Consider the following 25,786-nt stretch of genomic DNA (forward strand, 5'->3'; position numbering starts at 1 on the left):
TTCTTGCAAACTCGCACTGTTGCCACCAGAGTGAGATGAAGGGACCAACATTTGCCAAGAGAACGCGATGTCTCGCGCAAGGGAAGATTCCGTCGGCACGCGCGCCGATCTGACGATAGACCGGGAAATCGCTTCCTTGCTTGCGGCAATCGAGCAGGAAAGGGTTCCTGACCGGCTGACCAAACTTGCGATCGAATTGCAGCATGCGCTTGTCGAAAGACGCTTGCGCGGAACCAGTAACTAACGTGACATATATTAGCGGCGCCTCTCGGCTTCGAAGTCCAGTTGTCCTTCGGACAGATAGCTGCGCCTTTCCATCAGGGTTTGCGAGGAACTTTCGCCTAGGTATTCAAGCACGCCGGCGCGGGCCCTGTTGAGCCGGCTCTTCACGGTTCCCACCGCGCAACCGCATATTTCGGCGGTTTCCTCATAGCTGACGCCCAGCACGCCTATCAGCATCAGAACCTCGCGCTGATGCTCGGGAAGGCTCTGGATGGCCTGGTGGACTTCCTTGCCCTGTACGGACCATTCCTGCGTCGCTTCCGAGATCGGCCGCAGCGAAGCACAGTCGAGCAGGCCAGGCGCTTCCCTCACGGCGGCCCTGACACGCGTGTAGTAGGTGTTGCGCATGATCGTGAAGAGCCATGACTTCATACGCGTTCCAGCTTCGAACTTGTCAATGTTGGCCAGGCCCTTGGTCAGCGTCTCCTGGACCAGGTCGTCGGCATCATCGGGAGTGCGGCAGAAGGTGCGGGCGAAAGCCCTCAAAGCGGGTATGAGGTCGACGATGGAAACTTCTTCGGCTTCGCGGGTCGCCAAGGCGTAGGCTGTGGGTGGCAATGGTCCAGCTCCCGTCCAGAATGAGTTCGCGAGCGCAGACCAGTTAAATGCATTGGGCGAAAGATCGTTCCGGTTGCGAAAATCACCCGGCTCCAGAAAACCGGAGAGGGCTTGGCTGAGCAATCCCGGCCGACGGCGATATTTTTGACGGAACAACCATCGGGATCGCGGAGTTCAAAATCAAGGTCGTCCGACAATTCGGGCGCCGCCATTTGGCGCGTCGAAATGCGATTTCGCAGCGAGCCTTGGCCGCGACCTCAAGGGCGGCCTGCCACCTCAAGAAACAGGAGGAGTCCATGACAGGAAACAAGCACGCCAAAGGCAAAACGCCGGCCGATAGCGATCTTGCCAACGATCCCGGCATCGGCAGTTCCAGGGGCACGATCAAGGAGGGCGACCGGCTCGATCAGGGCACCAATACGTTCGAAGGCGATGTCGAGAACGACACCACGCCGCAAGGCGGTATCAATCCTCGGCAAAAGATGCGGACCAACAAGTGACCGGCCGCGCACGATCGAACAAACCTGCTGCAACCCGTGCAGCAATCCCGCGTTAAAGAGCATGAGCCTCAGGTCCGCCCGGGCGTTGATGCGACAGGCTCTTTCGCGGAGACACAGATGACAAAAAAATTGTTTGGCCGCCCCGTTCCAATTCTCGTCGGCCTTGGTTTCCCTCGCTATGTCGAAAATATCTGGCAGGCCTATGACGTCTTAAATGAATGGCCGAGCCGCGGTCCGGCGCACAAGGCGGCGTTCGACGCCTGTCGCGCCGGGCTGGCTGACGAGGTCGACGTCGAGACGGTGCGCGCGGCGTTCGATAAATTCGCCCGCAAGGCGGGCATTCTGGCCTACGATATCGCAGCCGAAACACCAGCACGCGCCAAAACAGCTGCGAAGGCCTACGACGTTTGGCTGAAACGCCCATCGGACAGTCGTGTAGACCCTGAAGACACGCAGCTTGCTTGAAGCGACACCTTGCTTGAACCGGGAGGAATCCGGTGCAGAGAATAGAGTTCGATACACCTGTTTGCATCTATTTCGGCAAGCCTGGGCGATCGCGATTGGTCAGTTCCGTTTTCGAAGCAGTACATTGCCTGAAAAGCGAGAAATGGCCGGCGCGCAATGCCCCACTGGCGCTGGCGGCCGCTGATGTATTGAATCGCGCCCGAACCGGTGAAATTACGGCCGGCAAAGCGCGGCAAGCGTTTGTCGACGCCGCGTGGGAGGCAAACATTCTTGTCGAAGGCGAGTCGCATGACGGGCATGCCCCGACAGCACAGCGGGTAAACCTGTAGGTGTCTCCCGCAGTTCCGTCCAAAGCCCGGCTTTATCTCGAGTGATTGGCGTTCTCGGCCTTTTTCTCGCGCTGCTGCCTGAGGATTTCGTCGGTTCCGACGAGCTTCTTCGATCCGCCCGGGATCGCGGTGGAGACGACCGCCGGCGGGTCGCTTGCCGGGAAGGAATCTTCCAGGCCTGCCTGCAACTGGTCTTCCAGCGTTTGCGGCTCTTCAGAGCGGCCGGGGGTCCTTCGGGTATCTACGCTCTCCAGGGGCTGTGTCATGTCCGGTGAAGACCTGACTTCTCGAATCCAGCCATAGAGCTGTTCGATGGCAAATTCCTTCATCGTGTCGAAATCGGCCTTTTCGTCACGCAATGCCTCGATTTGGTCGACCATGGTCTTCTCGAAACGTTCGAGGCTATCGCTTCCGCAAGCCCGGCAGAGACGCACCAGCGCCTCGCGCAGTATGAGTGGCGCAAAGTGCGCCGTTGCCTCAAGCCTGAGCTGCTGCAAACGCTCCGGGGTAGCGGCTTGGAACTTCGACATGCTCGACCTCTTCGCCTTGTGGAGCAAGTCAACGAAAATTGTCGGCGGATGTTCCATCGGCGGCCGCTGCATCGCTCGATCCTCAGCGGTGCGCGCCACCACCGACCGCCATGCGGATACCGAGACCGACGACGAAACAGCCTGCCACCCGCTGCTGCCAGAGCCTTACCTTCGGTCGTTTCATAATCCAGGCCCCGAGCGTGCCGGATGCGAGTGCATATGTGCCCAGCACCAGCACACCGGTCATTTTCTGGGTGCCACCGAGCAGCAGCAATTGCAGCGTGACCGATCCGCGAGCAGGATCGACGAACTGCGGAAGGAATGCCACCATAAAGGTTATCGGCCAAGGATTTATCAGATTGGCGATCATTCCTTCGCGTGCGGCCACAAGCGGTCCGACATTGCGCGGCTCCTCGACGGCGGCGCTGGCTGACGGCAACAGCACCAGACGCGATCCAAGCCAAACGAGATAGGCTGCACCCGCCCAGCGAAGCATGGCAAAGGCAAACGGCGATGCCTGAAGCAGCGACGATATGCCGAGGGCAAGGAGCGGCAGCTGGACCATACCGGCGCCGAGGGTCATTCCGAGGACGGTGAACAGGGCAATATCACGGCCCTGCCCGATGCCGCGCGCAATCACCAGCAGACTGTCGGGCCCCGGCGGCATCTGCATCAGGATGACCGTTCCGACAAAAGCCGTCCACGAAGCGGAATCCACGCCGCTACTTCGCCCCGGTTTCGCAAGATGCCTTCGCGCTGTCCTTCAACCGGCCGGCATCTCGCATCGTCTTGAGTGCTTCGTCCCTCGTCAGGCCGCACCTGCGGGCAAAAAAATCGATCTCATAGGCCAACTCGGCCGACAGGTCGTGTTTGGCATGCATTCTTCGCTTGTGTTTGCGTGCGCCCATTCAGGCTCGGTCCCGGATACGCTAGTCCTCCCGAACTCACATCGGATCAGTCGGTTCCACTGCCGGACCAATCCGCTTTCCGCAGGTTTTCTCACGCGCTGTCTGGCCGGCCCACCCTATCCTTGAGTTCGTTCAGGAACGCGAGCAGCGCGTCCTCAGGATCGTCGGCCTCTTCGGTCAGCATATCGATGCCCCAGTGGCCAAGAACAGCCTCCTGGACGATGCTCGGCTGCGACATGAAGATGAAGGATTTCGGGCGGCTCTTCTCGTAGCCCGACCGCCGCCAGGTCTGCCAAAGCCTGTGCAACAGCAGACGGATGTTCATATCAGACATGCTGTAGCCGATGAACAGGATGGTGCGCCCCAGTGCGTCGGCGCGAAACTTCACGTCGAGCGGCGAATCGAACGAAAGCCGGTCGAAATAGTCGGTCTCCGCCAGGACCAGCGATTTGTCGTCGTCGAAATCGCCGTGGAATTTGATGATCTGCGTCACCTCGCCGGTCGTCTTGGGCAAGTCCTTTGCGTTGGCCACCTTCACAAAGGGCCGGCCATGAATCTCGAAGGCAACCTCGAGGTTGCGATCATAATTGGTGGTGTAGATGATCGGAAAATCGAGCGATACGATGAGCTTGTGGATTGCCGACCGCTGCACTTCTTCCCGCGAGACGCTCCATTCACGATCCATCCAACTGCGCAAAGGGCCGAGGCTCCCCTGCTTCAGCCGGTAATATTCGGCAAGCGCCTGATAGCTGGCCTCCGGTGCGCCGATCATGTCCTCGTCAAGGCCGAGCTCGTTTTGCATGTGCTCGATGAGCTTTTGCCAAGACGGCAAGCCGACGCTCATCGACACCCCGGCTCCAACGAACAAGATACCTCGTCGCTCTTTCACCGATTGAGCCAGTTGCTCGACTGCGGACACCATTCGACACAACTGCCAGAAGTGCTGCTCTGTTCCGACGGCGCCTGGACCATCGCAAGAATAACTCCGATTTCCGGTTGAGTGCCAACACCCAGATCGGCTGTCCCGAGTTCCGGTCCCCGAGTTTGTCCGACCGAATCCGATATTTATTTCGTTCCCTTTGGCACTTCTGCGCCTCCTACGCGTTGGAGAGTGTTCAACAAAGACGGCGCAGCTAATGGATCGCCATCGGATTGTCTCGGTAGCATTATGTCTGTTCCTGCTTACGATCGGCGCCGTCCAGCAAAAGGCTTGGGCTCAAGCACCTTGCCCGGCCGACCATGACAAGTTGCTGGCCGCCCTCAAGGCCAACGTCAAGTCCAGCGGCGGTCCCGGCAATGGCGGCTTCGACACTAATGAATGGGCGGCAGTCGTGGCTCGCGACGGAACTGTCTGCGCCGTCGCCTTCAGTGGGCCGACCGCCGACGCCCAGTGGCCTGGCAGCCGGCTGATCGCCGCTGAAAAAGCCAATACCGCCAACGGGCTCAGCCTCGCCCACATGGCGTTGTCCACCGCGAACCTCTATGCGCCGGTGCAGCCCGGCGGTCCTCTATTCGGTCTGCAGGCCACCAATCCGGTCAATCCAGCGGTGGCCTATGCCGGCGATCCTTCGACGTTTGGAAGCTCCAGCGATCCATTGCTGGGAAAGCCTATCGGCGGTGTCGTCGTGTTTGGCGGCGGCCTGGCTCTCTACGACGGCAAGGGGATCGTCGGGGCCCTGGGGATAAGCGGCGATTCCTCCTGTGCCGACCACAATGTCGCCTGGCGTGTGCGCGCCGCGCTCGGGCTGGACAAGGTACCGGCAGGCGTCAACCCAAACCGCAAGGACGCTATCATTTACGACCTCGATCCCGGCGGCAAGAGCGCCTCCGGCTGGGGCCATCCATTGTGTGCCGGAAACGAGGCGGACGTGGCGGCGGAGCTTGGCGCCGGGGTCGGCGGCTCGATGCGCAAATGAGGAAAGGGCGACAGGTGGCGGCGAAAACTCGTGTGTCAGCCAGAGGGGGAAACAGGCCAATGGCTGCGAGGTTGGGATGGACGCTGCTGGCGGGGTTTGCACTGATGACGGCGGCGGTTGCGCAGTCAATATCAAGCCCTGCGATAAATCCGCCGGCCGCAGCTGCTCCGCCCGACGACGGCCAGTGGGCGATGCCGGCAAAGAACTACGCCTCGACCCGCTACAGCGAACTTGCGGAGATCACCGAAGACAACGTCAAAAACCTGCAGGTGGCCTTCACCTTCTCGACCGGCGTCAACAAAGGTCAAGAGGCTGCGCCCCTGGTCGTCGGCAACGCGATGTACATCGTGACGCCGTTTCCCAACATCCTCTATGCGCTTGACCTTACCAAGCCCGGCGCGCCGATGAAGTGGAAATTCGAGCCCAACCCCGAGCCCGCCGCGCAGGGAGTTGCCTGTTGCGACGTGGTCAACCGCGGTGCGGCCTTCTTCGACGGGCGCATCTATTTCAACACGCTCGATGGTCATGCCATCGCCGTCGATGCGGCAACCGGCAAACCGGTCTGGAACACCCATATCGGCAACATCAATATCGGCGAGACCATCACGATGGCGCCGCTGGTGGTGAAGGGGAAGGTACTGGTCGGCAATTCCGGCGGCGAAATGGGCGTACGCGGCTGGATCAAGGCGCTCGACGCCGGCGACGGGCACGTCGTCTGGACGGCCTACAATACCGGCCCGGACGCCGAGGTGCTGATCGGCCCCGATTTCAAGCCGCATTACGACATGGACAAGGGCAAGGATCTCGGGGTGACATCGTGGCCGCCCGACGCCTGGAAGATCGGCGGCGGCAATGTGTGGGGCTGGATCTCCTATGACCCGGACCTCAACCTGATCTTCCACGGCACCGGAAATCCCGGTCCGTGGAATCCGGATCTGCGGCCCGGCGACAACAAATGGACCGCCGGCATCTTTGCCCGCGATCCCGACACCGGCGCAGCCAAATGGTTTTATCAATGGACCCCGCACGATTTGCACGACTACGACGGCATCAACGAACAGGTGCTGCTCGACATGACCTGGCAGGGCAAGCCCCGCAAGGTGCTGGTCCGACCGGAACGCAACGGCTACGTCTATCTGTTGGACCGCACTACGGGCGAAGTACTGTCGGCAGTGCCGTTCGGGCCTGTCAATTCCAGCAAGGGCGTCGACCTGAAGACCGGCCGGCTGATTGTAAATCCGGACAAGAAGACCGGCACCGGCAAGGTCGTCCGCGACATCTGTCCCACCGCATCGGGCCTCAAGGACTGGCAACCTTCGGCGTTCTCGCCCAAGACCGGCCTGCTCTACATCCCGCATAATAACATGTGCATGGACGAAGAAGGCGTCGAGGTGAATTACATCGCCGGCACGCCCTATGTCGGCATGAACGTGCGCATGATTCCCGGGCCGGGCGGCAATCGCGGTGCATTTACTGCCTGGGATGTCGCCGCCGCCAAGCCGGCGTGGAGCCTGAAGGAGAACTTTCCGGTGTGGAGCGGCGCCGTCGCCACTGCCGGCAACGTCGTGTTCTATGGCACAATGGAAGGCTGGTTCAAGGCGGTCAGCGCTAGGACCGGCGAACTGCTTTGGCAGTTCAAGACGTCGTCCGGCATCATCGGCCAGCCGATCACCTATCGCGGCCCGGACGGGCACCAATATGTTGCGGTTCTTTCGGGCGTCGGCGGCTGGGCCGGTGCGATCGTATCCGGCGATCTCGACCCGCGCGACGCCACCGCCGCGCTCGGCTTCGTCAACGTCATGAAGGATCTGAAGGATGTAACCACGCCGGGAGGTACGCTGTATGTGTTCCGGCTGCCTTGAGACGATCGGCCGCGTTATGTGCTCACGGAAAACGCGTTCGCGGCGGCTTGCCGCCGCGGTTGGCGCACTGGCGCTCTCGTTTGTCGCCGCCGTTGCCGATGCGCGCGAGTTGAGGATCTGCGCAGATCCCAACAACATGCCGTTCTCCAATGCCGCCAGGCAGGGCTTTGAAAACAAGATTGCCGAACTCGTCGCCCGGGAGCTTGGCGCGACTATTTCCTACACGTGGTGGGCACAGCGGCGCGGCTTCGTCCGCAACACGCTGAAAGCCGGCCTGTGCGATCTGGTGCCCGGCACGCCCACCAATCTCGAGATGCTGCGCACCACCGCGCCCTACTACCGGTCTTCCTACGTCTTCGTGACACGCAGGGATGCGCCGGAAATCGCGTCCTTCAACGATCCTCGCCTGCGCGATCTGCACATCGGCGTCCAGCTGATCGGCGACGACGGCGCCAACTCGCCACCCGTCCAGGCGCTCGGCAGTCGCGGCATCGTCGGCCATCTCGTCGGTTTCCCCGTCTATGGCGACTATTCGGCGCCAAACCCGCCAGCGCGCATCATTGAGGCGGTCGCGAATGGCGACATCGATATGGCCGTCGTCTGGGGGCCGTTGGCCGGCTACTTCGGTGCCAGGCAAAAAGTACCGTTGCGGATTACGCCGGTTACACCGCGAATCGACGGTCCGCTGCTGCCGATGATCTACGACATTTCGATGGGCGTGCGCCACGACGACGATGCGCTGCGCAGCGAGGTAGACGCAGCGCTCGCCAAACACCGCGCCGAGATCGATGCAATCCTGGCGGCATATGACGTGCCTCGCCTCGACGTCGCCGGGGCGGCAGCGCGATGAACCGCGGCCTTCCATGCGTGCTGTCGGCGATGCTCGTTCTTGCCGCTTGCCAGCGTGAGGAACGCGACACGCGTCCACAGTCGGCGCTCGGCTCGGGCGACCAACCGGCAGCCGTCACGGCCCTCGAGCCGGGCGGCCAGCGGCCAGCCTCGTCCAACAACAAGGCCGGAGTGTTCGAGGCCAACGCGTTCCACCTCAGCGAGGGCAAGCGTCTGTTCAACTGGTTCAACTGTTCCGGCTGCCATGCCAATGGCGGTGGCGGCATGGGCCCGGCGCTCATGGATCAGAAGTGGCTCTATGGCAGCTCGATCGAAAGCATCCACGCCACGATCAGGGACGGTCGGCCAAACGGCATGCCGAGCTTTCGGGACAAGATCCCGGACGACCAGATCTGGGAGCTTGCCGCCTTCGTCCGCGCGTTGAGCGGCAACGCGCCAAAATCGGCTGCGCCGAGCCGCGACGACGACATGATGCCCCATCCGTCCGAAAATCGCCTGCCGGATGCCGCGACTCTGGGGAAGTCGCCGTGAACCGCCTTGTTTGCAGCGTGTGCTGCGGCGCAGCCTGCATGCTGCTCCTTGCAGGATGCAGCGGCTGGCAATCCGCGCTTGACCCAAAAGGCCCGGCCGCGGGCGAGCTTGCATGGCTGATCTGGTTCTTCACAGCGCTGTGCACGGTGGTCTGGCTTTTGGTGATGGCCGTGCTGATCCTGCCATTGGCCCGACGCCCCGCGCCGGTCGGCGATCCGCTTGTCCTCGACGCTGCCGCCGAGCGCGGCAAGATGCGAATTGTCGTCGCCGCACTCGCCGCTACCGCCCTGATCCTGGTCGGCCTGACGCTGCTGAGCTACTTCGCTAACCGGACGCTTGCCGCCATCGGCTCGGATGCGGCGCTGACGATCCGGGTGACCGGGCATCAATGGTGGTGGGAGGTGCGCTACGAAAACGATCAGCCGAACCGCATCCTGACGACCGCCAATGAAATCCACATCCCGGCGGGCGAGCCGGTGCGGCTTGTAGTGACCTCGACCGACGTCATCCATTCCTTCTGGGTGCCGAACCTCTCGGGCAAGCTGGACCTCATTCCAGGCCACGAGAACGTTCTCGATCTGAAGGCTGACAAGCCCGGCGTCTATCGCGGCCAGTGCGCCGAGTTCTGCGGCGCGCAGCACGCCAATATGAGCACCTTCATCATCGCCGAACCTCGGCCCGTCTTCGACGCATGGCTGAACGATCAGCTGCGGCCGGCAGCTGCCCCCGTGTCGACCGAGGCCAAAACCGGCCACGACCTGTTCCTCAAACGGCCATGCGTGATGTGCCACAAGATCGGCGGCACCATTGCCGGCGGCACGGTCGCTCCCGACCTTACACATATCGCAAGCCGGCGGACGCTCGCTGCCGGAACGCTGGCGATGAGCCGCGGCAATCTCGCAGCCTGGATAGCCGATCCGCAAGGGATCAAGCCAGGTGCCCGCATGCCCGTGGTGGGACTGAACGGGGACGAGCTGAATGCGATAGTAGCCTATCTCGAGGGCTTGAAATGAGTAGCGCCGACCTAGCCCATGGGCGAGACCTCGCCCAGCAACGCGCCGCAGCACAAAAGGGTGACCTGGTTCCCGAGCGCGACGGCCCTCGCGATACCGGCCTCGACGACGCCAGCCTCGAGCGCAGGCTGGCGCGGACATGGCAGACCGTGCCGGGCATCATCGGTGCGCTCTCGAGCGTCGACCACAAAATTGTCGCGCGGCGGTACCTGATCACCGCTTTCGTCTTCCTGTGCCTCGGTGGCCTCAGCGCCGTTGCCATGCGCATCCAACTGTCGGGGCCGGAGCGCGGGCTGATCGGGCCGGACCGCTACAACCAGCTATTCACCATGCATGGCGTGACCATGATGTTCCTGTTTGCAGTGCCAATCGTTCAGGCGACCGGCATCTATCTCGTGCCGCTGATGGTCGGCACCCGCAACATCGCCTTTCCGCGCCTCAATGCATTCAGCTTCTGGATTTATCTCTCCGGTGGCCTCTTCGCCTGGGTGTCGTTTGCACTCGACATGGCGCCCGACGTCGGCTGGTTTTCCTACGTGCCGCTGTCCGGTCCTGAATTCGGGCCAGGCAAACGTTCCGATGTGTGGGCGCAGATGATCACCTATACCGAAGTATCGTCATTGGCGGTTGCGGTTGCCACCATCGTCACCGTGCTGAAGCAACGCGCGCCGGGCATGTCGCTGGACAAGATTCCGCTCTATGTCTGGGCGATGCTGGTCACCTCCTTCGTCATCGTGTTCGCCATGCCGGCAGTCATGATCACGTCGACCTTCCTGATCCTCGACCGACTGGTCGGCACCCATATCTTCAATCCCGCCGAGGGTGGCGACGTACTGCTGTTCCAGCACCTGTTCTGGTTCTTCGGCCACCCCGAAGTCTACATCATTTTCCTGCCGGCCACCGGCATGGTGTCCTCGATCATCGCCGCTTTCGCCCGGCGTCCGGTATTCGGCTATCTGGGCATGGTTCTGTCGCTGATTTCGGTCGGCTTCCTGTCGTTCGGCCTGTGGGTTCACCACATGTTCGCAACCGGCCTGCCCAAGCTCGGCGCGAGCTTCTTCACCGCCTCAAGCATGCTGATCGCCATCCCGAACGGGCTGCAGATCTTCTGCTGGCTGGCGACATTGTGGGACGAACGCCCGATAATCAGGACGCCGCTGCTGTTCGTGTTCGGCTTCTTCTTCACGTTCGTCGCGGGCGGCCTGACCGGCGTGATGCTGGCGTCGGTGCCATTGGACCTGCAAGTACACGACACCTATTTCGTTACCGCGCATTTCCACTACGTGCTGATCGGCGGGTCGGTGTTCCCGCTGCTCGGCGCGACCTATTTCTGGTTCCCCAAGATCACCGGCCGGATGATGAGCGAGCGTCTTGGACGCTGGCACTTCTGGCTTGCCTTCATAGGCTTCAATGCGGCGTTCTTTCCGATGCACATTGTCGGCCTGTGGGGCATGCCGCGCCGGGTCTACACCTATCCGGTGGAGCTCGGCTGGGGCAACATCAACCTGTTCATCACAGCCGGCGCGGTTGTCCTGTTCCTAAGCTTCGTTCTGTTCACCATAAACCTGGTGTACAGCGCCTCGAGGGGCGCCCCGGCCGGGGACAATCCCTGGAATGCGGGCACGCTTGAATGGGCGACAAGCTCTCCGCCGCCGAGCTATAATTTCGCTCGGATTCCGGTGGTTACCCACTCCGAGCCGCTCTGGGCCGAACGTGACACGCTGCCTGTCGCGACCGGGCTTCGCGTCGACGCACGCGAACTTGTCATTTCGACGGTGGCAGAGGCGCATCCAGATGTGCGCGAGAAGTCGGCGACGCCGTCGATCTGGCCATTGTTCGCCGCGCTCGCCGTCGGCGCCACCTTTCTTTATTCGATCTTCAGCCCGTGGGCGGTGGTCTGGGGAGCCGGGCCAATCGCCATCACCTTGATCGGTTGGTTCTGGCCGAAAGGCGATCCGGAGGATGAGGAATGAAACAGCGTCCTGCCGCCGATCTTTCCAAACTCCCGACCTTCGGGATCGGACCGCGCAGCCCGACCTGGTGGGGCACTCTCGCCTTCATGGCGCTGGAGGGCACCGGCTTCGCGCTCGCCGCAGGCGCCTATCTTTACCTCGCCTATCTGTCGCCCGAATGGCCATTGGGCGTGCCGCCGCCCAACCATTGGCCGGGCACCATCGTCACGCTGTTGCTGCTCGCCAGCGTGGTGCCCAATCACATACTGAATCGCTACGCCGAAGCCTGTGCCATGGTACCCGTGCGCATCGGCCTGATCGTCATGACGCTGCTCGGTATCGCACCGCTTGTCGTGCGGTGGTTCGAATTTCCGGCCCTCAACATCTATTGGGATACCAATGCGTACGGCTCAATGCTGTGGGTCCTGCTCGGCCTCCACACCACACACCTAATCACCGACGTCGGCGACACGCTGGTGCTGACGGTCCTGATGTTCACGCGCCATGGCTATAGCGGCCGGCGTTTCGGGGATGTTGGCGACAACGTCTTCTACTGGGATTTCGTGGTCGCGACCTGGATCCCGATCTATCTTTTGATCTATTGGATGCCGAGGCTTGACTGAGATGCGTGCGCTTCGCTTGGGCACATCATGGGGCGGGCTGTTGTCCGGGCCTTTGGCCTGGGCGGTGTCGACGCAGCTGAATTACGCGGTCGTGGAGTGGCAGTGCGCCCACGGTATTTCTGTCATACCGGTCGTTGCGCTGATGCTGACAGTGCTGGCCTTGCTCGGCGGGGCGCTGTCGTGGCGGGCGCGACAGCAAGGTGGCGCCGCCTTTAAACCGGACCGTGCGCGCGGCACTGAAGATTTCGTCGCCAATATCGGCATTCTCAGCGCGTTGCTGTTTGCGCTGGTAATCGTCATGCAAGGCGCCGCCTCGCTCATTCTCGACGGCTGTCTGCGATGAGCTTCGACGCGCTTTTCTCGACCTCGATCTGCTACGGTGCCGGTGCCCCGCAGGCCGGCTGGACGCTGGCGTTGCCGATCACGCTGCCGCTAACCATGGTCGCACTGCTTTACGCGGCAGGCGCCTTTCGGCTGTGGCGGCGGAGCGCCCGCAGCCGCCCGTTGCGGATGCGGCAAGCCCTGCTGTTTGCGACCGGCTGGGCCATTTTGGCGGCAGCACTGGTCAGTCCGCTCCACGCATTGGGCGAGCGCGTTTTCACCGCCCACATGATCGAGCACGAGCTGTTGATGGCGGTGGCGGCACCCCTGCTGGTCGCCTCCCGCCCGGCGGCGGCGATGATGTGGGCATTGCCGATCAAGCTGCGGCTGGCATTTGGCGCAGCCGGGCAGGCGAAGGTGCTTCGAACCGTTTGGGCCGCCATCAGCCGCCCCGTTGCCGCGACCTTCCTGCACGGCGTCGCGATATGGGCGTGGCACGTTCCGGCGCTGTTCGAGGCGGCGCTTGCACGGGGTGTCCTGCATTATGCGCAACATGCCTGCTTCTTCGGTACAGGGCTGCTGTTCTGGTGGGTGCTGCTGCCGCGTTCAGGCCGCGAACAAGCCTATGGCAGCGCGGTCATGCACCTCTTCTTCACCTCGCTGCATACCGGCCTGCTCGGGGTGCTGCTGCTGGTCTCGCCAAGGCTGTGGTATCCGGTAAACGCAGCCGGTGCGAAATTGTGGAACCTTAGTCCGCTCGAGGACCAGCAGCTCGCCGGGCTGGTTATGTGGGTTCCGGCCGGCCTGATCTATGGCGGCGCGGCTTTGCTGCTGGCCGGCCTGTGGATCCGCTCCAGTGGACAGAGAAGATGGGAGACGTCGCATGCGCTCCAAGCTGTCTAAGCTGGTCATTGGTGCCGGGACGGCAATTGTCGTGCTGGCCGCAGCTTGGACGGCGCTGACGTTGTGGCCGGAGCGCCTCATCAGGGTCGCGCATAAAACGGACAATGCCACCAGCAGCATCGGTGTGCGCGCCACATCGCGCTTTACTCCGTCCGGACCCATACTCGGCGCCGCAGCAATTGTCTTGCTCGTTGCAGTCCTGGCCGGGATCGCGTTGTACTTCGAGCAAAGCCGTCGAGTGGAGCAGAAGGCCGACAATGCAACCGGCGGTGTTGGCGCCCGCGCTATACCCATCATGATGGCCAATGGCTGTGCTGGATGCCACACGATCACCGGCGTTCCCGGCGCGCAGGGAATGGTCGGTCCACGCCTCGACGCCAGCTTGGCCACCCGGGTCTATATCGGCGGCGTATTGTCCAACAACCCGCGAAACATGGTCCGTTGGATACGGGCCGCAAGGGAGATCAATCCGCACGCGGCAATGCCTTCGACAAGGATTTCCGAGCAGGAGGCGCGGGACGTCGCTGCCTACCTCTATTCGCTGAAATGACATCGTTGCTCGCCTAGTCGAGATCAAACCCTGCCGGCAGTCTACCGATGCCGGTTTGCCGGGACCGGCAATCGTCACCGCCTTCGGCTCGATGCCTTAGTTGCCGACGAACCTTTCGGAACCGGCCCGCATCGGCGAGGCTGCCCGCGATCAGTCGGACATCGCCGAGCGCCGCTATGCCCGGTAATCTGCTGTGCGGATTGTTTCGCGGGCATCTCGGATATGAGCTTCTTTGGCGAGTGGGCCGAGTGCAATCTCGACGTCGTCGTCCCAGTCGAATTGACGGGGTGGTTGTTTTTTTCAGAATTGGACAGTGCTGCTGAGAATTGCGTGCCACGCCGTGGGCAGACACGCCTCATGGAGCCGAAGAACCGAACGGATTTAGAGCGAAGAATCGGAACGGACCGGAGCGCCTCGGCTAATGACTTGAGCGCCGCGATCACATTTGTCAGCCGAAGGTTGCGGGCTCCTAGCCGACTTCGATGTTCCAACCGCGAGGCGACCGCGGTCGGAGTCGCCACGAACGACCGCAGCGAAATCACGTCGTTTCGGGAGACTCGTTCGATTTGGGAGCCTCGTCGGTCTCCGGCAAACGATCGCGAATGGCTTCCTCGGTTTTGCTTGCCGTCTTTTTCACGACTTTCTCGACGCGGTCGACCAACGTCTCGGCGTCGCCGCTGGAACCCTGTCGGTCAGCCTCTTCCTTTACAGTCTCATATGCTTCGGCGGCGACCTGCTTGGCTTGCTCGACGCCTTCTTCAAAGACTTCCTCGGCACTGTCACGAAGCTTGTCGCGGTAGGGGCCGAGTTGCGCGTCCTCAGCGGCGGTGTGAGGCAGCATCACGCCAATGGCGGTGCCCACGGCAAGGCCTACCGCGGCCATTGCCAGAGGTTCGCGCTGGAACAGGTCCTGAGCCGACTGCCGCACCCGCCCCGTCCTATCGGTGGCGGCCGAGCCGACCTGCCCGGCTGTGCTTCTCAATCTTTCTTTGGCGCCGCTCGCAACGTCTGCCACAGCCTCAACCGCACCGCCTGCCACGGACGCAACCGAACGGGCGGTATCGGAGAGCATGGAGCCGGCGGAACCTTCGCCCTCGGCACCGTACTCATCGCCGCGTGAGTCCTGCCAGGCCCCGCCCAAGCCCCTCTGGTCAGAGAAGTTTCGGGTGCCGTCAGGTTCCCTGCCGGTCGAATAGGCACCAAGTGCTGAACTGTCTACCGACGTGCCCTTGCCTAGCATCAGCCAGGCCAGGCCCGCGCCGACCAATGTAAGCGGCAACGGATTGTCCCTGACCTGAGTCTTAAGATTGCTGAGCATGGCGGATCCCTCGCCGCTGAACATCCCGGTGAATTCGTCGATCAGCTGACCTGGTGTCATCTTGCTCCGGATCGAGTCTGCCGTGTCCGTTATCTTGGCACGGGCAATGTCGGCATCGCGTTCGAGTTCGGCTGCGGATTTGTCGGTCATCTTATCTGGTCCTTGATCACGCGTGCGTCGCGTTTAAGTTGGTCTTGTGTCCGGTCGGGGGTCAACTCTGAGGGAGCCATGCTTGCCTTGCCGGAGCGCAGGAGTATGACGCCCAGTACTGCCACCACGACGCCGACGAGCAGCGAGGACCATCCGGCTCCCAGGCCGGCGCTCGCCAAGGCAATCACCAGCGCCTGCAAAAGCACCATCAGGGCGGCAAGCAGGCAAATGACGCCTCCCATTACCTCCACGGCGCCGGCGCCGGCCTTGCTTAACTTTTCTGACATTTCAGCCCGCAACAGCCTGCTTTCGGTTTGAAGCAGTGTTGTGACCTGCTGTGCCAGATCGCTGACAAGGGTTGTCAGGCTGCGAGTGTCCTGGTTGTCAGTCATGGGTTTCGCTCCAGGCTTGCATTGGCCCAGTCATCGCCGGACTGATCGGATCCTAACGGGGCTGGTTCAACTGGCTCTGCCGATCGCCATCCCGACTCATTCGAGCTAGGACCCGTCTCGGGCACCCGGCCTGTTCCCGACTGGCCCGGTGCTCCGGTTTGAGCAGAGGGTGGCGAGCTCTTGATGAACCGCCCCAAAGCCAGGCCTGCCAATACCGAGCCGGCGATCAGCGCCCCCGAGTTTTCGCGGCCGAACGACTGAATTTCGCCAAGCACCTCGTCGAACGGTTTATCCTTCAGGGACGAGGAAAGCCGCTCGAGCCCGCCTGCGGCGTCAAGGGCGAATTTCGAAGCGGTCCGTTGATCATTGTTGGCAAGATGCTCGCTTGCCGCGCGCAATGCGCCGCTGAAGGCCTTGAGACTGGCGCTCATGTCGCGCTGCGTTCCCTCCGCCTTGTTGAACAATGCTTGCTTTGCTTCCGATGCGTAATCTCCGGCTTTCCTGGTGATCTCGTCACGCGCATCGTGGAGCGCTTCCGTCGCGGTCTGCTTTTCCCGTTGTAGTCTTTCCGAAAGCTCGCTTCTGGCTGTCTCGAAATCGGCCGTCTGACGGCCTTGATCGTCTTTGTCCTGCATGGTGTCTCCTAGTGGAATCCGAGGAAGGAGAGGATCGCAAGCACGACGACGACAAGGCCGATGAGATAAATAACACTGTTCATGGCGCAATCTCCTCCACTGCGCACCGAACTTGCATGTGCTTCCCGTGTTCCCCTCAGGCGTCATCTTTTTGTAAGCGAAGCCTAACCAGCCTCAAGACGGGATCTTGTCCTGTGCCGATGGGGGTGAGCGCGCGGTTGGAAATGATACGAGACCGGACTCCGGTGCGACTTACAGGTCGAGACGCACGTCCGCTCCGGCAGATATTCGCGGTGCAGGGGCCGGAATTTTCCGCAGCGCTTTGACTGGGCATTATCGCAGTGGGACCTGCCTGCGACCTACCACTCGATCGCAGGCCGCGCGATCATCAGCCAGAAAATCCCGAGCACGGCAGCGAAGGCAGGGAAGCCGAAGGCGAACCACAACCAGAACAGCCGATGGTAGCGTGGCGGCAACGGCGCGCCTGCAGCGGCGGCTTGCGATGCCAGCTTGCGCATCTCCATTTGCATCCAGACGACCGGGAGCCAGAACATTCCGGTGAAGATATAGAGCGCGATCGAAAGTACGATCCAGCCCTCCGACAGCGAGTAGCCTGCCTGCCAGGCGAGCGCGGCTCCGGTCAAAGGTTGCGCGACCACGGCCGTCGCTGTGAAAAGGAAGTCGGCGACGACGACGATACGCGCCACCGCCGCAACCGTCGCGGCATTGCCGGTCCTGTGGGCGAACAGCATGAAGAAAGCGATGCCGGCGCCGGTGCCGAGCAGCACAGATGCGCTGATAACATGCAGAAATTTCAGCAGGAAATAGAGCATCAACGCTCCTCCAGCACTGCCAAGGCCACAAAGTGCAGCACCAGGATCGGCAGCACTTTAAGGAACGGCCCAAGCGGGTCGTTCCACAGATCGGGGCTCAGGAAGCTTCCGACGACCAGATAGAAAAGCGAGAGCGCGATGCCGCCATAGAGGCCTTTTCGCGCCGCCGGCCGCCAGGCTATGAGCACGCCGATGGCGATGTCGGCAAGAGCGCCGGCGATCACGATCGGTGCCGACAAGATGCCGGCGCCCGTGCCTTGCATCAGATCGACGCCGCTGCCGTAGCCGGTTGTCAGCGACACGATTCCGGTCATGATCCAGAAGACGGGCAGGACGACGAAGATCGCCGGCTTGATGAAATACAGCCGGGCAAACCATTTCTCCTGCACCGTTGCCGGATTGAGCGCGAGGAAGCCCGCCAGGGTTTGCGGGCGTATGCCAGTCGCGGCGGTCCAGTCCGAGGGATCTCCAACCGCTCCTCGGGCGATCTCCCTGGCCGCGTTGGTGCGCATCGGTGGACGCCAGCCGAACATCGCGGCAAGGTCGCCTAGGCGGTAGAGAAGCCTTGCAACAGCCGTCGGCAAGACAAACCTGGCTGCCAGACCCCAACCGAGCCACCGGCGATAACTGCCGACGACCTCGTCCATGCTCAGTTGTTCGGGACCGACAAGTTCCAGCACGACGCGAGACGGACTGGCGGGATCGAGAAGGAAAATGACCGTTGAGACCACATCGTCGAGTAGTACCACCTGGAGCCGGCCGGTGCCGGGCATGGACGGCAGCACTGGCAGCGAAGCGAGACCCCGAAACAATGCGCTGGCCCCAAACACCGGCCGGCCGAGCACCACGGACGGGCGCAGGACAACCCAATCCAGATCAAGCGTCATAAGCGCCTGGTCCCCGGCCAGTTTCGTCGCCGAGAACGCCGAAGGCTGCGCCCGATCGACGCCGATCGCCGAGAAGTGGATCACCCGGGCAACCCCTGCCCGCGCACAGGCGAGAAAGAGTGCGACCGCCGCATCGCGATGGACTTCGCGCGTCTTTTCACGGGGGCTGTCCTGGAGAACGCCGGCACAATTCACGACGGCGTCGACACCCCTGAGATGCGGTAGCCAGTCTTCGGGCTGCAGCGCCACCGCCATGTCCAGCACCAGCAATTGGTAATTGCCGGCCCGGTTTGCACCGGGGCTGCGGACCAATCCGATTACCTCATGCCCTTCGGAAAGAAGGCGTGCCACGACGGAGGCACCGATCAGGCCGGTGGCGCCGGTAACCAGGACTTTCACTGAACCCCATTCTCCGACGGCGGGAAAGTGTCGTTCATTCCGGTTTATCGCCCTCGATACTGCCCTTCATAGCGGAAAGTTCTTCCATCGCGCACAACAGTCGCGGCTGCGTCGGGTCGGAGATGTCGAGCTTGTCCCAGGGAATGCGGTACATGCTGTCGTGACTGCGCAGTCGAAAGACTTCGAGGACCGCCGTGCCGATGGCCGAAGCGGAAAGACGCTCGAACGCCGCGTGGATGCCGACGTGGTACTCGGTAACCACGAGGTCGTCGCCATCCGGTTCGGCGCGTATCTCCTCGATATGGCCGATGCTTTTGCCGCGCTGCGAAAGCACATTTCTGCCTGCCAATTGCTCAAGGTTGACGGTGGCCATCATCCGGCTCCCGGGATACGCCTTATGACATGGTCGCGCAGCCAATCCTGCCAGTCGAAAATCGCCGTTTCACGCACGTCGATGTCGAATTCGATGTCGACGCCGATGTCGCGCACCTTGTTCCAGGCGATGCGGTGCGGTTCGGCATGGCGCTTGCCGCCGAGCCTTGCCGCGAGGCGCGCCATCCAGCGCCCGGATCGCTCGCCAAGCCGACGCGCCAGCGTGATCGAGCCGAGCTCGACCGCAACGATTTTGGGTGGCTTGCCCGGCCTGACCTCGGCTACCAGCCCGTCCACCTTGCCGATCTTGACCTGCTCACGGTCAACCACTTGCTTGTCCAGGATGTCGCGCAGCAAATCCATCACGTGCCTCCGAATATCTGCAAAGGAATGGTCACGATCGCGAGCACGAAACCGAGCGCAATGATGAAGATAACCGCGGCATTCGCGATCATGCCATTGCGGTGCTCGCCGACATAACGCTCGTCATTCAGCAGGAAAAGGAACGGCACCACGGTCAGCGGCAGGCTGGCGGCCGTCAGCGCCATGGAAAAGATGGTTAGCTTCAGCGGATCGAGACCCAGTGCGATCGGAATGGCGGCGAGAAACAGCGAGACCGTGTAGACGGTGCTGAAGCCGGGATCGTCGCGCGGTTTCAGGTCCTCGCCCCAGGTCCAGCCGAAACCCTGCGCCACCAAGTACGCTTGCTGCAGCCCGATTTCGAGCGCAGCGCCGAAGCAGGCTATGCCTAGTGAAGCAACGAACAGGACGAACCCCCAGAAACCGAAGATCTGGATCAGCATCAGCGGCAATTGATGGTAGTCGTCGACCTGCTCTATGCCGTGCGCTGCCAGCACGAGCGCCGCCACGATCAGCACGCCGATCGAGATTGTGCCGCCAAAACTCATTCCCAATCCGGCAATGGCCCGATTGGTCCCGAGATAGCTCTTGTCCCACTGGTCCTCGATGGCTCCCGACGAATAGAACATGAACAGGTAGGGCGAGACCGACGCACCAAGAATACTGACCGCCATGAACCAGTAATTGGCCGCGTCGTGCTCGGGCAGAGTGGGGACGGCACCGGCCGCGACCTGCCCCCAATCGGGCTTCAGCATGACGGCGCCGACCACGAAGCACAACGTGACCAGGCCGAGGATCGAGACGCCCTTTTCAATGAAGCCGAACGTGCCTTTCCAGAGGAACAGCCATGCCAGAAAAGCGACCGGCAGGGCCCACCACTGAAAGCCGATGCCGGTGGCGAGCTCAAGCGCAATGGCGACACCGCCGATCTCGGCTGCCATGACCATGAAGTTGACCAGCAAAGTCGCAAGCAACGGCCACAGAAAGGCGGTGAAGCCAAACCGTTCCCGAATCCCGTCGGCGATGGTGTGATGGCTGACGGCGGCGAAGCGGCCGGCCATCTCGACCAGGAAGATGATGCAGATCGTGCCCAGGAGGACGGCCCAGATCAGCTGGAACCTGAACGCTGCACCCGCCTGTGCGGCGGTTGCCATCGATCCGACCTCTAGAAAGCCACCGACGCTGGTGACGATGCCCAGCGATATTTCGAGCAGCTTCTTCATGGTTTCGGCGCGAAATGTTTGGCGTAGGATGCATTCAGGGCGGCGGTGGCAGCCTGGATATCCTGCTGCGCCTGTTCCGCCTCCGATCGGTTGCCGTCCTGCACCGCCGTCGCGGCGCGTGTCACCGCCGCCGACAGCTGTCCGATTACCGCCGTCAGACCGGCTTGCTCGGTGGGCTCAGTCGACTTGGCGGACTGGATTTGCGCACCGGCATCGACGAGCGCCTTGCCGACCGATTGCAACGTGCGCGACGTATATGTCGAAGGGGCTGCCCCGGCGGCCCAGGCACCCAGGACCAGCGATGCGGTCTGTGCGGCCGAAGCCGCGGTTTTCGACTGCTGCTCGATCTGGTCGGAAGGCGAGCATGCCGTCAGCACAAACGTTGTCAGCAACAGGCACAGCCGGTCCGGTCGAAGACCAATAGCTGCAATGGCATCTACAATACGTGCTTGTAGCGTTGCTGCCACACGATTGTTCTCCCCGGCACCAGGCGACCTCGGCGTACAATTTCATCTAGGGCGCCTGGTGGTCACGTCAACTGAACCGTCGGGAACTGCCTGGCAACGCGGAACAAACCTTCGATCGCCGGATTAGGGATATCAGGAGGCAAAGGTCATGGACAAGGAAGAGCGTATCAGGCAGCGGGCCCATGAGATATGGGAGCGCGAAGGCCGTCCGCAAGGACGCGAGCGCGAGCATTGGGACCAGGCCGTGCAGGAGATCGAAGCTGAGGGCTCCGAAGCCGAACGCGGTCCGGTCGTGCCCGATCCAACGGTTGAGACCGGCTCCGATCCCGAGGTGCGCGGCAGCAAGCGGCGGGGGAAGTGAGCCCCAATGCCTCGTCTCGTCGCCTGGATCGTGGTCGTACTGGTCGTGCTCTTCGCCGCATGGCTGATGCTTGGGCGCGACAGGACCAGCACTGGTGGCGAAACTCAGCCCTCGCCACATGCAATAGACCAGAATGGATAGGAGCTGACATGACGGCTAGGGAAAGCCATCCCGAACAGGACCCTGCGGAAGGATCGCGATCGACGATAGAAAAGCAGCTCCGCAAGGAGCAAGGCGGCGAGGCGAAGAATCGCGAAGCCAAGCCAACTTCCGACAAATCCGGCAGCAAGGCCAAGTTGCCTCCGGAAGCGCCGAAGAAAGGCTCAGGCCTGGACTGAGCGGCTGGTTTCACGTTTCCACGTCGTCATTCCTCCTCGCTCCGTCGCGCGAATGGTTGTCATTCGGGCAGATCGCCGGCAGCCGCTTCTGTCCTCTTTCCAGCCGAGCCCGGTGCCTTGAAATAATGAGGATAGCGTTCCCGGACGATTGCGAGCACCTCGAAGATGCGGCGAAGATGCGTTCGCATCGCCTCTTCCGCCGCAAATGCGTCGGCCTGCTCGAGCGCATCGACGATCCGCCGATGTTGGCCGAGAACCACCGACATGCTGTCGAGGCGCGGGAAAGACAGGAAGCGGAAACGGTCCATGTGCAGCTTCGCCGCGCTGATGTCGGCCCAGATTCCGGGGAAGCCGGCATGGCTGGCAATGTGCTGGTGGAACAGCTCGTCCGACTTGAAGAAGCGCCTGTCGTCCGAGATGGAGGCGAACGTCTCCTGGACCGCCAGTTCGCCTTTGAGCATGGCGAGCAGTTCGGCGCGGCGCGGGCTGTCGACCGCACGCTTGACCAGGCCGACTTCAAGCGCTTCGCGCAGGAACTGCGATTTCTCGAGATCGGCGATCCGCAGCGGCGCCACCATGCTGCCGCGCTGCGGATAGATGTCGATCAGGCCAAGTCCGGCCAGCCGGGCGAGCGCCTCTCTGACCGGCGTGCGGCTCACGCCGAGGGCTTCCGACATCGCCTTTTCGGAAATCAGCTCGTGCGGCTTCAGGCGGAAGGTCAGGATCTGGTCGAGCAGGACCTCGAACGTCCTCGCCGCGACTGAAGCGCCGGGGCCGGTTTCGCCAAGCCGCCCCTCGGTGATGGTCCGCATTCCCAAAAGCCTTGCCATCGGCAATTCCCTTGAAGGCTCGGCAGCTTCAAGCCGTTCATGAAATGGCTGCGCAAGCAGCAGCGCCGATGTTATTCCTTGCGCGGAGAACCGCCGATGCGCGCCAGCAGGCCGCCATCGACGCGCACGACTTCGCCGGTGACGAAGGAGGCATCGTCGGACAGCAGGAAGGCAACGACGGCCGCAATCTCTTGCGGCTGGGCGGTGCGGCCGAGCGGATGCATGTTGTCAAGGATGCGCATGATCTCGTCGGGCTTATCGTTCAGCTTGACCGCATCCCGCAGCATCGGCGTGTCGACCGCGCCCGGAGCCACGGCATTGACGCGCACACCGAGCGGCGCATAGTCGACGGCCATGGATTTGACCAGCCCGATCAAGCCGTGCTTGGCCGTGCTGTAGGCCAGAACCCCTTCCTGGCTGGCCAGGCCTTGCACCGAGCTCATATGGACGATGGCGCCGCGGCTTTGCCGCAGCAGCGGCATCGCCGCGCGGGAGAGCAGATAGGCAGCCTTGAGGTTGACATTCATCACCTCGTCCCAAAGCGCCTCGTCCGTGGTCTCCACCGTTCCGTAACGCTGGATGCCGGCATTGTGGGAAAGCATGTCGAGCCCGCCGAACGCGGACCGGGCAAGCTCGACGGCGCGGCCGCAGGCTTCGGTGTCGGCGGTCGAGCCGAGCACGGTGTGCACGGTCACGCCGCGCGCCGCAAGCTGCGCCGCGACCTCGTCCAGCTGATCGCCCACACGGTCGAAGAGGATCAGGTCGACACCTTGCTGGGCCAGCCTTTCGGCGACAGCACGGCCGATGCCCATGGCCGCCCCGGTGACCAGTGCGCGTTTCTTGAACTCAGCCATTTCTCCTCCCACGAACAGTTGCAGCGGCTGCCATGGTAGTCGATCAGCGACGTATGACGTACCCTTTTCGCTGAGCCGGCCCGAGCGTATTCGGCGTCATGTCGATCCTTGCATGAAGGCCAGTGTTTCCGCGCGCGTCGGCGCGCCGAGCCGTCCGCCAAAACGCAGGCACTTCAGCGCAGCGGCGGCGCTTGCCACTGCTATGGCCTGCTCCTCATCCCAACCTTCAGCCAGCCCCAGAGCGAAGGTGCCGTGAAACACGTCGCCCGCCGCCAGCGTGTCGACGGCTTCGACTCGCGGCGACGGCAGATGACGGACATCATTGCTGCTCGGGTGCTGGAACGCGGTGCCGTTCGCGCCATCGGTGATCGCGACGAAGGCGCCGGTCCGTTCGCCCAGAATAGCGACGGCGGAACCGGCGGAAACCTCTGGACCGCAAAGGATACGCGCCGCGGGCAGCGAAGCAATGACATGCGAGGCGAGCGGCAGCAATCGGTCGAGCACCGGTCGCGACGCAATATCGGCGTCGAGGATCGCCGGAATGCAGCATTCGCGGGCCTTCGCCAGCGCCATCGCGGCGGCTCCGGGCCAACGAACGTCGACCAGGACGGCGTCGAAGCGGGAAAAATCCACGGGCGGAAGACGGTCCGGATCGGCTTGCGTGACGGAATCGTAGAAGGGCACAATCATGCGCTCGCCGGCGGCATCGACCAGGATCGTGGCAATGGCCGAGCGGCCATCTTCAACCCTGCGCACCAACGAACAGTCGACCCGCTCCGCCTCCATCTGGGCGATGACATCGCGGCCGACGGCATCGTTGCCGACGCTTGCCCATAGCCAGACCTGCCCGCCCTGGCGGCTTGCCGACGCGGCGGCACTTGCCGCCATGCCGGCGGCGATCTGCACGGCCTCGCTCGGCAGGAACTTGCCGGCGCCGGACGGCAGGACATCGAGGCGCAAGATCGTGTCGTAGGTGAGCGCGCCGACGCAGAGCAGGCGGGGCGCCCTCATTGCAGCCTATAACCGCGCTGATGGGCAATCGCCGTCATTACGCCTCTCAGTTCGGCAAGGCCGCGAAGACGGCCGATCACGGGGTAGCCGGGATGGGTGTGCCGCGTGGCGTCATCGATCAGCTCGTGGCCGTGATCCGGGCGAAACGGCAGCAGCGCCGGTTGCCCGGCGTCGCGGCGGCGTTGCTGCTCGTCGAGCAAGATCGAGACCACCGAAACCATGTCGACATCCCCGTTCAGATGCTCGGACTCCATGAACGACCCGTCCGGATCCTTGCTGACGTTGCGCAGGTGCACGAAGTTGATCTTGTGCGCAAAGCGCCTGGCGATGGCGGGCACGTCATCGGCCGGATTGGCGCCCAGCGACCCCGTGCACAAGGTAAGGCCGCTATGGGCCGATGGCACCGCATCCAGGATAAAGGCGATGTCGTCGGCGTTCTTGACGATCCGGCACAGGCCGACGAGATCGCGCGGCGGATCGTCCGGGTGGATCGCCAACGTGACGCCCGCCTCTTCGGCCGCCGGCAGCACGTGTTCGAGAAAACGGACGAGATTCTCGCGCAGCCGGTCGTGCGACAGGCTAGACTGCTCGGCCACCACTTCGCGCAATTCCGCTATGTCATAGCGCTTGAAGGCGCCCGGCAGGCCGGCCATGATGTTGGCAAGCAGACGCTCTTTTGACGCATCCGGCGTCGCCTCGAACCATTCGCTTGCCCGCTGGAGAACATCGGACGCATAGTCGCGCTCAGATCCCTTGCGCTGCAGCATGTAACAATCGAACGCGGCAAGCTCGTGCATGTTCATGCGGAGCGCCCGTCCGCCGCCCGGCAGCGGCGCCGCCAGGTCGGTCCGGGTCCAGTCGAGGATCAGCATGAAGTTGTAGCAGACCGTGCGCACACCGCAGGCGCCGAGATTGCGTAAGGTCTGCCTGAAATTCTCGTAGAGCCGGTCGAGATCGCCGCGGCCGAGCTTGATGTCCTCGTGCACGGGCACGCTCTCGACGACGCTCCATTTGAGGCCCATCGCCTGATCCGCCTCGATAAGCGCCTGGCGCTGCCTGATGGCGTGGATCGGCCAGACTTCGCCGTAAGGAATGTCGTGCAATGCCGTCACGATGCCGGTCGCGCCGGCCTGCCTGGCATGGGCAAGCGTTGCCGCGTCGCTCGGGCCAAACCATCGCCACGTCTGCTCCATTCGACCTCCAGCTACGGAATTCCCCGACGAGACTGCTGTCTATTGGATGCTACCATGGCAGTCAATTGCTT

General features: G+C 62.6%; 33 protein-coding genes. 16 read left to right on the plus strand and 17 right to left on the minus strand.

What is annotated here, in order from left to right; all coding sequences use genetic code 11:
- The first annotated feature begins 67 nt into the window (after positions 1–67).
- On the plus strand, positions 68–244 hold the full coding sequence (locus tag NKJ12_RS07610) for a hypothetical protein (RefSeq protein WP_254818813.1): 177 nt from the start codon (positions 68–70) through the stop codon (positions 242–244).
- An 11-nt stretch (positions 245–255) separates the two neighbouring features.
- On the opposite strand, the gene NKJ12_RS07615 is transcribed toward NKJ12_RS07610, so the two are convergent.
- Positions 256–840: a sigma-70 family RNA polymerase sigma factor gene (locus NKJ12_RS07615; protein WP_502900970.1), complete on the minus strand. Its 585-nt coding sequence runs from the start codon at positions 838–840 to the stop codon at positions 256–258.
- A gap of 296 nt (positions 841–1,136) precedes the next feature.
- Here NKJ12_RS07615 and NKJ12_RS07620 point away from each other — a divergent pair, with 296 nt between their 5' ends.
- The 3 genes from NKJ12_RS07620 (at position 1,137) to NKJ12_RS07630 (ending at position 2,134) form a co-directional block, all read left to right on the plus strand.
- Entirely contained in the window at positions 1,137–1,340 is a 204-nt protein-coding gene (locus tag NKJ12_RS07620) for a hypothetical protein (RefSeq protein WP_254818814.1), read from the plus strand.
- A 117-nt stretch (positions 1,341–1,457) separates the two neighbouring features.
- Positions 1,458–1,805 carry a DUF982 domain-containing protein gene (locus NKJ12_RS07625; protein ID WP_254818815.1) on the plus strand — a complete coding sequence of 116 codons (348 nt, stop codon included), beginning with the start codon at positions 1,458–1,460 and terminating at the stop codon, positions 1,803–1,805.
- A gap of 32 nt (positions 1,806–1,837) precedes the next feature.
- A complete protein-coding gene (locus NKJ12_RS07630) occupies positions 1,838–2,134 on the plus strand; it encodes a DUF982 domain-containing protein (RefSeq protein WP_352701937.1) in 297 nt (98 codons plus the stop codon).
- A 32-nt stretch (positions 2,135–2,166) separates the two neighbouring features.
- Here the strand turns inward: NKJ12_RS07630 and NKJ12_RS07635 are convergent, their stop codons facing one another.
- From NKJ12_RS07635 to NKJ12_RS07645, 3 genes are all read right to left on the minus strand, one after another.
- Positions 2,167–2,736: a hypothetical protein gene (locus NKJ12_RS07635; protein WP_352701939.1), complete on the minus strand. Its 570-nt coding sequence runs from the start codon at positions 2,734–2,736 to the stop codon at positions 2,167–2,169.
- A 10-nt stretch (positions 2,737–2,746) separates the two neighbouring features.
- Positions 2,747–3,382, minus strand: coding sequence for a LysE family translocator (locus NKJ12_RS07640; protein ID WP_352505437.1), 636 nt, complete (start codon positions 3,380–3,382; stop codon positions 2,747–2,749).
- A 281-nt stretch (positions 3,383–3,663) separates the two neighbouring features.
- Positions 3,664–4,494 (minus strand): SIR2 family NAD-dependent protein deacylase, encoded by an 831-nt coding sequence (locus NKJ12_RS07645; RefSeq protein WP_502900489.1) that lies wholly within the window; start codon positions 4,492–4,494, stop codon positions 3,664–3,666.
- Positions 4,495–4,708: 214 nt separating this feature from the next.
- Between NKJ12_RS07645 and NKJ12_RS07650 the strand changes: the two genes are divergently transcribed.
- From NKJ12_RS07650 to NKJ12_RS07695, 10 genes are all read left to right on the plus strand, one after another.
- Complete coding sequence (locus NKJ12_RS07650) at positions 4,709–5,488, plus strand: heme-binding protein (RefSeq protein WP_352505438.1); 780 nt, start codon at positions 4,709–4,711, stop codon at positions 5,486–5,488.
- Between the two features lie 104 nt (positions 5,489–5,592).
- On the plus strand, positions 5,593–7,350 hold the full coding sequence (locus NKJ12_RS07655; RefSeq protein ID WP_352702085.1) for a methanol/ethanol family PQQ-dependent dehydrogenase: 1,758 nt from the start codon (positions 5,593–5,595) through the stop codon (positions 7,348–7,350).
- 16 nt (positions 7,351–7,366) lie between these two features.
- Entirely contained in the window at positions 7,367–8,200 is an 834-nt protein-coding gene (locus NKJ12_RS07660; protein WP_352701941.1) for a substrate-binding domain-containing protein, read from the plus strand.
- Entirely contained in the window at positions 8,197–8,730 is a 534-nt protein-coding gene (locus NKJ12_RS07665; protein WP_254818823.1) for a c-type cytochrome, read from the plus strand. The genes NKJ12_RS07660 and NKJ12_RS07665 overlap by 4 nt, the downstream gene beginning before the upstream one ends.
- Positions 8,731–8,768: 38 nt before the next feature.
- Positions 8,769–9,743, plus strand: coding sequence for a cytochrome c oxidase subunit II (gene coxB, locus NKJ12_RS07670; protein WP_352505441.1), 975 nt, complete (start codon positions 8,769–8,771; stop codon positions 9,741–9,743).
- Positions 9,740–11,716 carry a cytochrome c oxidase subunit I gene (gene ctaD, locus NKJ12_RS07675; protein WP_352701944.1) on the plus strand — a complete coding sequence of 659 codons (1,977 nt, stop codon included), beginning with the start codon at positions 9,740–9,742 and terminating at the stop codon, positions 11,714–11,716. Before coxB ends, ctaD begins: the two co-directional genes overlap by 4 nt.
- Positions 11,713–12,318: a cytochrome c oxidase subunit 3 gene (locus NKJ12_RS07680; RefSeq protein WP_254818826.1), complete on the plus strand. Its 606-nt coding sequence runs from the start codon at positions 11,713–11,715 to the stop codon at positions 12,316–12,318. Before ctaD ends, NKJ12_RS07680 begins: the two co-directional genes overlap by 4 nt.
- Position 12,319: 1 nt before the next feature.
- Positions 12,320–12,661: a hypothetical protein gene (locus tag NKJ12_RS07685; RefSeq protein WP_352505443.1), complete on the plus strand. Its 342-nt coding sequence runs from the start codon at positions 12,320–12,322 to the stop codon at positions 12,659–12,661.
- Positions 12,658–13,542 (plus strand): cytochrome c oxidase assembly protein, encoded by an 885-nt coding sequence (locus NKJ12_RS07690; RefSeq protein ID WP_352505444.1) that lies wholly within the window; start codon positions 12,658–12,660, stop codon positions 13,540–13,542. The genes NKJ12_RS07685 and NKJ12_RS07690 overlap by 4 nt, the downstream gene beginning before the upstream one ends.
- Positions 13,523–14,092: a c-type cytochrome gene (locus tag NKJ12_RS07695; RefSeq protein WP_352476444.1), complete on the plus strand. Its 570-nt coding sequence runs from the start codon at positions 13,523–13,525 to the stop codon at positions 14,090–14,092. The genes NKJ12_RS07690 and NKJ12_RS07695 overlap by 20 nt, the downstream gene beginning before the upstream one ends.
- 538 nt (positions 14,093–14,630) lie before the next feature.
- Here NKJ12_RS07695 and NKJ12_RS07700 read toward each other — a convergent pair.
- The 9 genes from NKJ12_RS07700 to NKJ12_RS07740 form a co-directional block, all read right to left on the minus strand.
- Positions 14,631–15,560, minus strand: a complete 930-nt coding sequence (locus NKJ12_RS07700) for a hypothetical protein (RefSeq protein WP_352701945.1) — start codon at positions 15,558–15,560, stop codon at positions 14,631–14,633.
- Entirely contained in the window at positions 15,557–15,952 is a 396-nt protein-coding gene (locus NKJ12_RS07705; protein ID WP_254818831.1) for a phage holin family protein, read from the minus strand. Before NKJ12_RS07705 ends, NKJ12_RS07700 begins: the two co-directional genes overlap by 4 nt.
- Positions 15,949–16,677: a WXG100 family type VII secretion target gene (locus tag NKJ12_RS07710; protein WP_352701947.1), complete on the minus strand. Its 729-nt coding sequence runs from the start codon at positions 16,675–16,677 to the stop codon at positions 15,949–15,951. The genes NKJ12_RS07705 and NKJ12_RS07710 overlap by 4 nt, the downstream gene beginning before the upstream one ends.
- 269 nt (positions 16,678–16,946) lie before the next feature.
- Positions 16,947–17,420 (minus strand): DUF2269 family protein, encoded by a 474-nt coding sequence (locus NKJ12_RS07715; protein ID WP_352688547.1) that lies wholly within the window; start codon positions 17,418–17,420, stop codon positions 16,947–16,949.
- Positions 17,420–18,706 carry an SDR family oxidoreductase gene (locus tag NKJ12_RS07720; RefSeq protein ID WP_352506813.1) on the minus strand — a complete coding sequence of 429 codons (1,287 nt, stop codon included), beginning with the start codon at positions 18,704–18,706 and terminating at the stop codon, positions 17,420–17,422. Before NKJ12_RS07720 ends, NKJ12_RS07715 begins: the two co-directional genes overlap by 1 nt.
- 34 nt (positions 18,707–18,740) lie before the next feature.
- Positions 18,741–19,079 (minus strand): hypothetical protein, encoded by a 339-nt coding sequence (locus NKJ12_RS07725; RefSeq protein WP_352506814.1) that lies wholly within the window; start codon positions 19,077–19,079, stop codon positions 18,741–18,743.
- Positions 19,079–19,441, minus strand: a complete 363-nt coding sequence (locus tag NKJ12_RS07730; RefSeq protein WP_352475750.1) for a hypothetical protein — start codon at positions 19,439–19,441, stop codon at positions 19,079–19,081. The genes NKJ12_RS07725 and NKJ12_RS07730 overlap by 1 nt, the downstream gene beginning before the upstream one ends.
- Entirely contained in the window at positions 19,441–20,661 is a 1,221-nt protein-coding gene (locus tag NKJ12_RS07735) for an NRAMP family divalent metal transporter (RefSeq protein WP_352506815.1), read from the minus strand. Before NKJ12_RS07735 ends, NKJ12_RS07730 begins: the two co-directional genes overlap by 1 nt.
- Positions 20,658–21,053 carry a hypothetical protein gene (locus NKJ12_RS07740; RefSeq protein WP_352701949.1) on the minus strand — a complete coding sequence of 132 codons (396 nt, stop codon included), beginning with the start codon at positions 21,051–21,053 and terminating at the stop codon, positions 20,658–20,660. Before NKJ12_RS07740 ends, NKJ12_RS07735 begins: the two co-directional genes overlap by 4 nt.
- Before the next feature lie 223 nt (positions 21,054–21,276).
- Between NKJ12_RS07740 and NKJ12_RS07745 the strand changes: the two genes are divergently transcribed.
- Positions 21,277–21,489, plus strand: coding sequence for a DUF2934 domain-containing protein (locus tag NKJ12_RS07745; RefSeq protein ID WP_254818839.1), 213 nt, complete (start codon positions 21,277–21,279; stop codon positions 21,487–21,489).
- Positions 21,490–21,638: 149 nt separating this feature from the next.
- A complete protein-coding gene (locus NKJ12_RS07750) occupies positions 21,639–21,827 on the plus strand; it encodes a hypothetical protein (RefSeq protein ID WP_352688542.1) in 189 nt (62 codons plus the stop codon).
- Between the two features lie 59 nt (positions 21,828–21,886).
- On the opposite strand, the gene NKJ12_RS07755 is transcribed toward NKJ12_RS07750, so the two are convergent.
- From NKJ12_RS07755 to uxuA, 4 genes are all read right to left on the minus strand, one after another.
- Positions 21,887–22,657: a GntR family transcriptional regulator gene (locus tag NKJ12_RS07755; protein WP_352701951.1), complete on the minus strand. Its 771-nt coding sequence runs from the start codon at positions 22,655–22,657 to the stop codon at positions 21,887–21,889.
- Between the two features lie 71 nt (positions 22,658–22,728).
- Positions 22,729–23,511, minus strand: coding sequence for an SDR family NAD(P)-dependent oxidoreductase (locus NKJ12_RS07760; RefSeq protein WP_352506819.1), 783 nt, complete (start codon positions 23,509–23,511; stop codon positions 22,729–22,731).
- Between the two features lie 96 nt (positions 23,512–23,607).
- Positions 23,608–24,522: a PfkB family carbohydrate kinase gene (locus NKJ12_RS07765; RefSeq protein WP_352701953.1), complete on the minus strand. Its 915-nt coding sequence runs from the start codon at positions 24,520–24,522 to the stop codon at positions 23,608–23,610.
- Complete coding sequence (gene uxuA, locus NKJ12_RS07770) at positions 24,519–25,715, minus strand: mannonate dehydratase (protein ID WP_352701955.1); 1,197 nt, start codon at positions 25,713–25,715, stop codon at positions 24,519–24,521. Before uxuA ends, NKJ12_RS07765 begins: the two co-directional genes overlap by 4 nt.
- Positions 25,716–25,786 lie beyond the last annotated feature (71 nt).

Origin of the sequence: Mesorhizobium sp. M0195, assembly GCF_040322115.1 — a bacterium.
GTDB lineage: Bacteria > Pseudomonadota > Alphaproteobacteria > Rhizobiales > Rhizobiaceae > Mesorhizobium.

Coding starts and splice junctions, on each gene's coding strand:
- NKJ12_RS07610 (WP_254818813.1), top strand. CDS start 68: ATGTCTCGCGCAAGGGAAGATTCCGTCGGCACGCGCGCCGATCTGACG.
- NKJ12_RS07620 (WP_254818814.1), top strand. CDS start 1,137: ATGACAGGAAACAAGCACGCCAAAGGCAAAACGCCGGCCGATAGCGAT.
- NKJ12_RS07625 (WP_254818815.1), top strand. CDS start 1,458: ATGACAAAAAAATTGTTTGGCCGCCCCGTTCCAATTCTCGTCGGCCTT.
- NKJ12_RS07635 (WP_352701939.1), bottom strand. CDS start 2,736: ATGCAGCGGCCGCCGATGGAACATCCGCCGACAATTTTCGTTGACTTG.
- NKJ12_RS07645 (WP_502900489.1), bottom strand. CDS start 4,494: ATGGTGTCCGCAGTCGAGCAACTGGCTCAATCGGTGAAAGAGCGACGA.
- NKJ12_RS07650 (WP_352505438.1), top strand. CDS start 4,709: ATGGATCGCCATCGGATTGTCTCGGTAGCATTATGTCTGTTCCTGCTT.
- NKJ12_RS07655 (WP_352702085.1), top strand. CDS start 5,593: ATGACGGCGGCGGTTGCGCAGTCAATATCAAGCCCTGCGATAAATCCG.
- NKJ12_RS07660 (WP_352701941.1), top strand. CDS start 7,367: ATGTGCTCACGGAAAACGCGTTCGCGGCGGCTTGCCGCCGCGGTTGGC.
- NKJ12_RS07665 (WP_254818823.1), top strand. CDS start 8,197: ATGAACCGCGGCCTTCCATGCGTGCTGTCGGCGATGCTCGTTCTTGCC.
- coxB (WP_352505441.1), top strand. CDS start 8,769: ATGCTGCTCCTTGCAGGATGCAGCGGCTGGCAATCCGCGCTTGACCCA.
- ctaD (WP_352701944.1), top strand. CDS start 9,740: ATGAGTAGCGCCGACCTAGCCCATGGGCGAGACCTCGCCCAGCAACGC.
- NKJ12_RS07680 (WP_254818826.1), top strand. CDS start 11,713: ATGAAACAGCGTCCTGCCGCCGATCTTTCCAAACTCCCGACCTTCGGG.
- NKJ12_RS07685 (WP_352505443.1), top strand. CDS start 12,320: ATGCGTGCGCTTCGCTTGGGCACATCATGGGGCGGGCTGTTGTCCGGG.
- NKJ12_RS07690 (WP_352505444.1), top strand. CDS start 12,658: ATGAGCTTCGACGCGCTTTTCTCGACCTCGATCTGCTACGGTGCCGGT.
- NKJ12_RS07695 (WP_352476444.1), top strand. CDS start 13,523: ATGCGCTCCAAGCTGTCTAAGCTGGTCATTGGTGCCGGGACGGCAATT.
- NKJ12_RS07700 (WP_352701945.1), bottom strand. CDS start 15,560: ATGACCGACAAATCCGCAGCCGAACTCGAACGCGATGCCGACATTGCC.
- NKJ12_RS07705 (WP_254818831.1), bottom strand. CDS start 15,952: ATGACTGACAACCAGGACACTCGCAGCCTGACAACCCTTGTCAGCGAT.
- NKJ12_RS07715 (WP_352688547.1), bottom strand. CDS start 17,420: ATGCTCTATTTCCTGCTGAAATTTCTGCATGTTATCAGCGCATCTGTG.
- NKJ12_RS07725 (WP_352506814.1), bottom strand. CDS start 19,079: ATGGCCACCGTCAACCTTGAGCAATTGGCAGGCAGAAATGTGCTTTCG.
- NKJ12_RS07730 (WP_352475750.1), bottom strand. CDS start 19,441: ATGGATTTGCTGCGCGACATCCTGGACAAGCAAGTGGTTGACCGTGAG.
- NKJ12_RS07735 (WP_352506815.1), bottom strand. CDS start 20,661: ATGAAGAAGCTGCTCGAAATATCGCTGGGCATCGTCACCAGCGTCGGT.
- NKJ12_RS07745 (WP_254818839.1), top strand. CDS start 21,277: ATGGACAAGGAAGAGCGTATCAGGCAGCGGGCCCATGAGATATGGGAG.
- NKJ12_RS07750 (WP_352688542.1), top strand. CDS start 21,639: ATGACGGCTAGGGAAAGCCATCCCGAACAGGACCCTGCGGAAGGATCG.
- NKJ12_RS07755 (WP_352701951.1), bottom strand. CDS start 22,657: ATGGCAAGGCTTTTGGGAATGCGGACCATCACCGAGGGGCGGCTTGGC.
- NKJ12_RS07760 (WP_352506819.1), bottom strand. CDS start 23,511: ATGGCTGAGTTCAAGAAACGCGCACTGGTCACCGGGGCGGCCATGGGC.
- NKJ12_RS07765 (WP_352701953.1), bottom strand. CDS start 24,522: ATGAGGGCGCCCCGCCTGCTCTGCGTCGGCGCGCTCACCTACGACACG.
- uxuA (WP_352701955.1), bottom strand. CDS start 25,715: ATGGAGCAGACGTGGCGATGGTTTGGCCCGAGCGACGCGGCAACGCTT.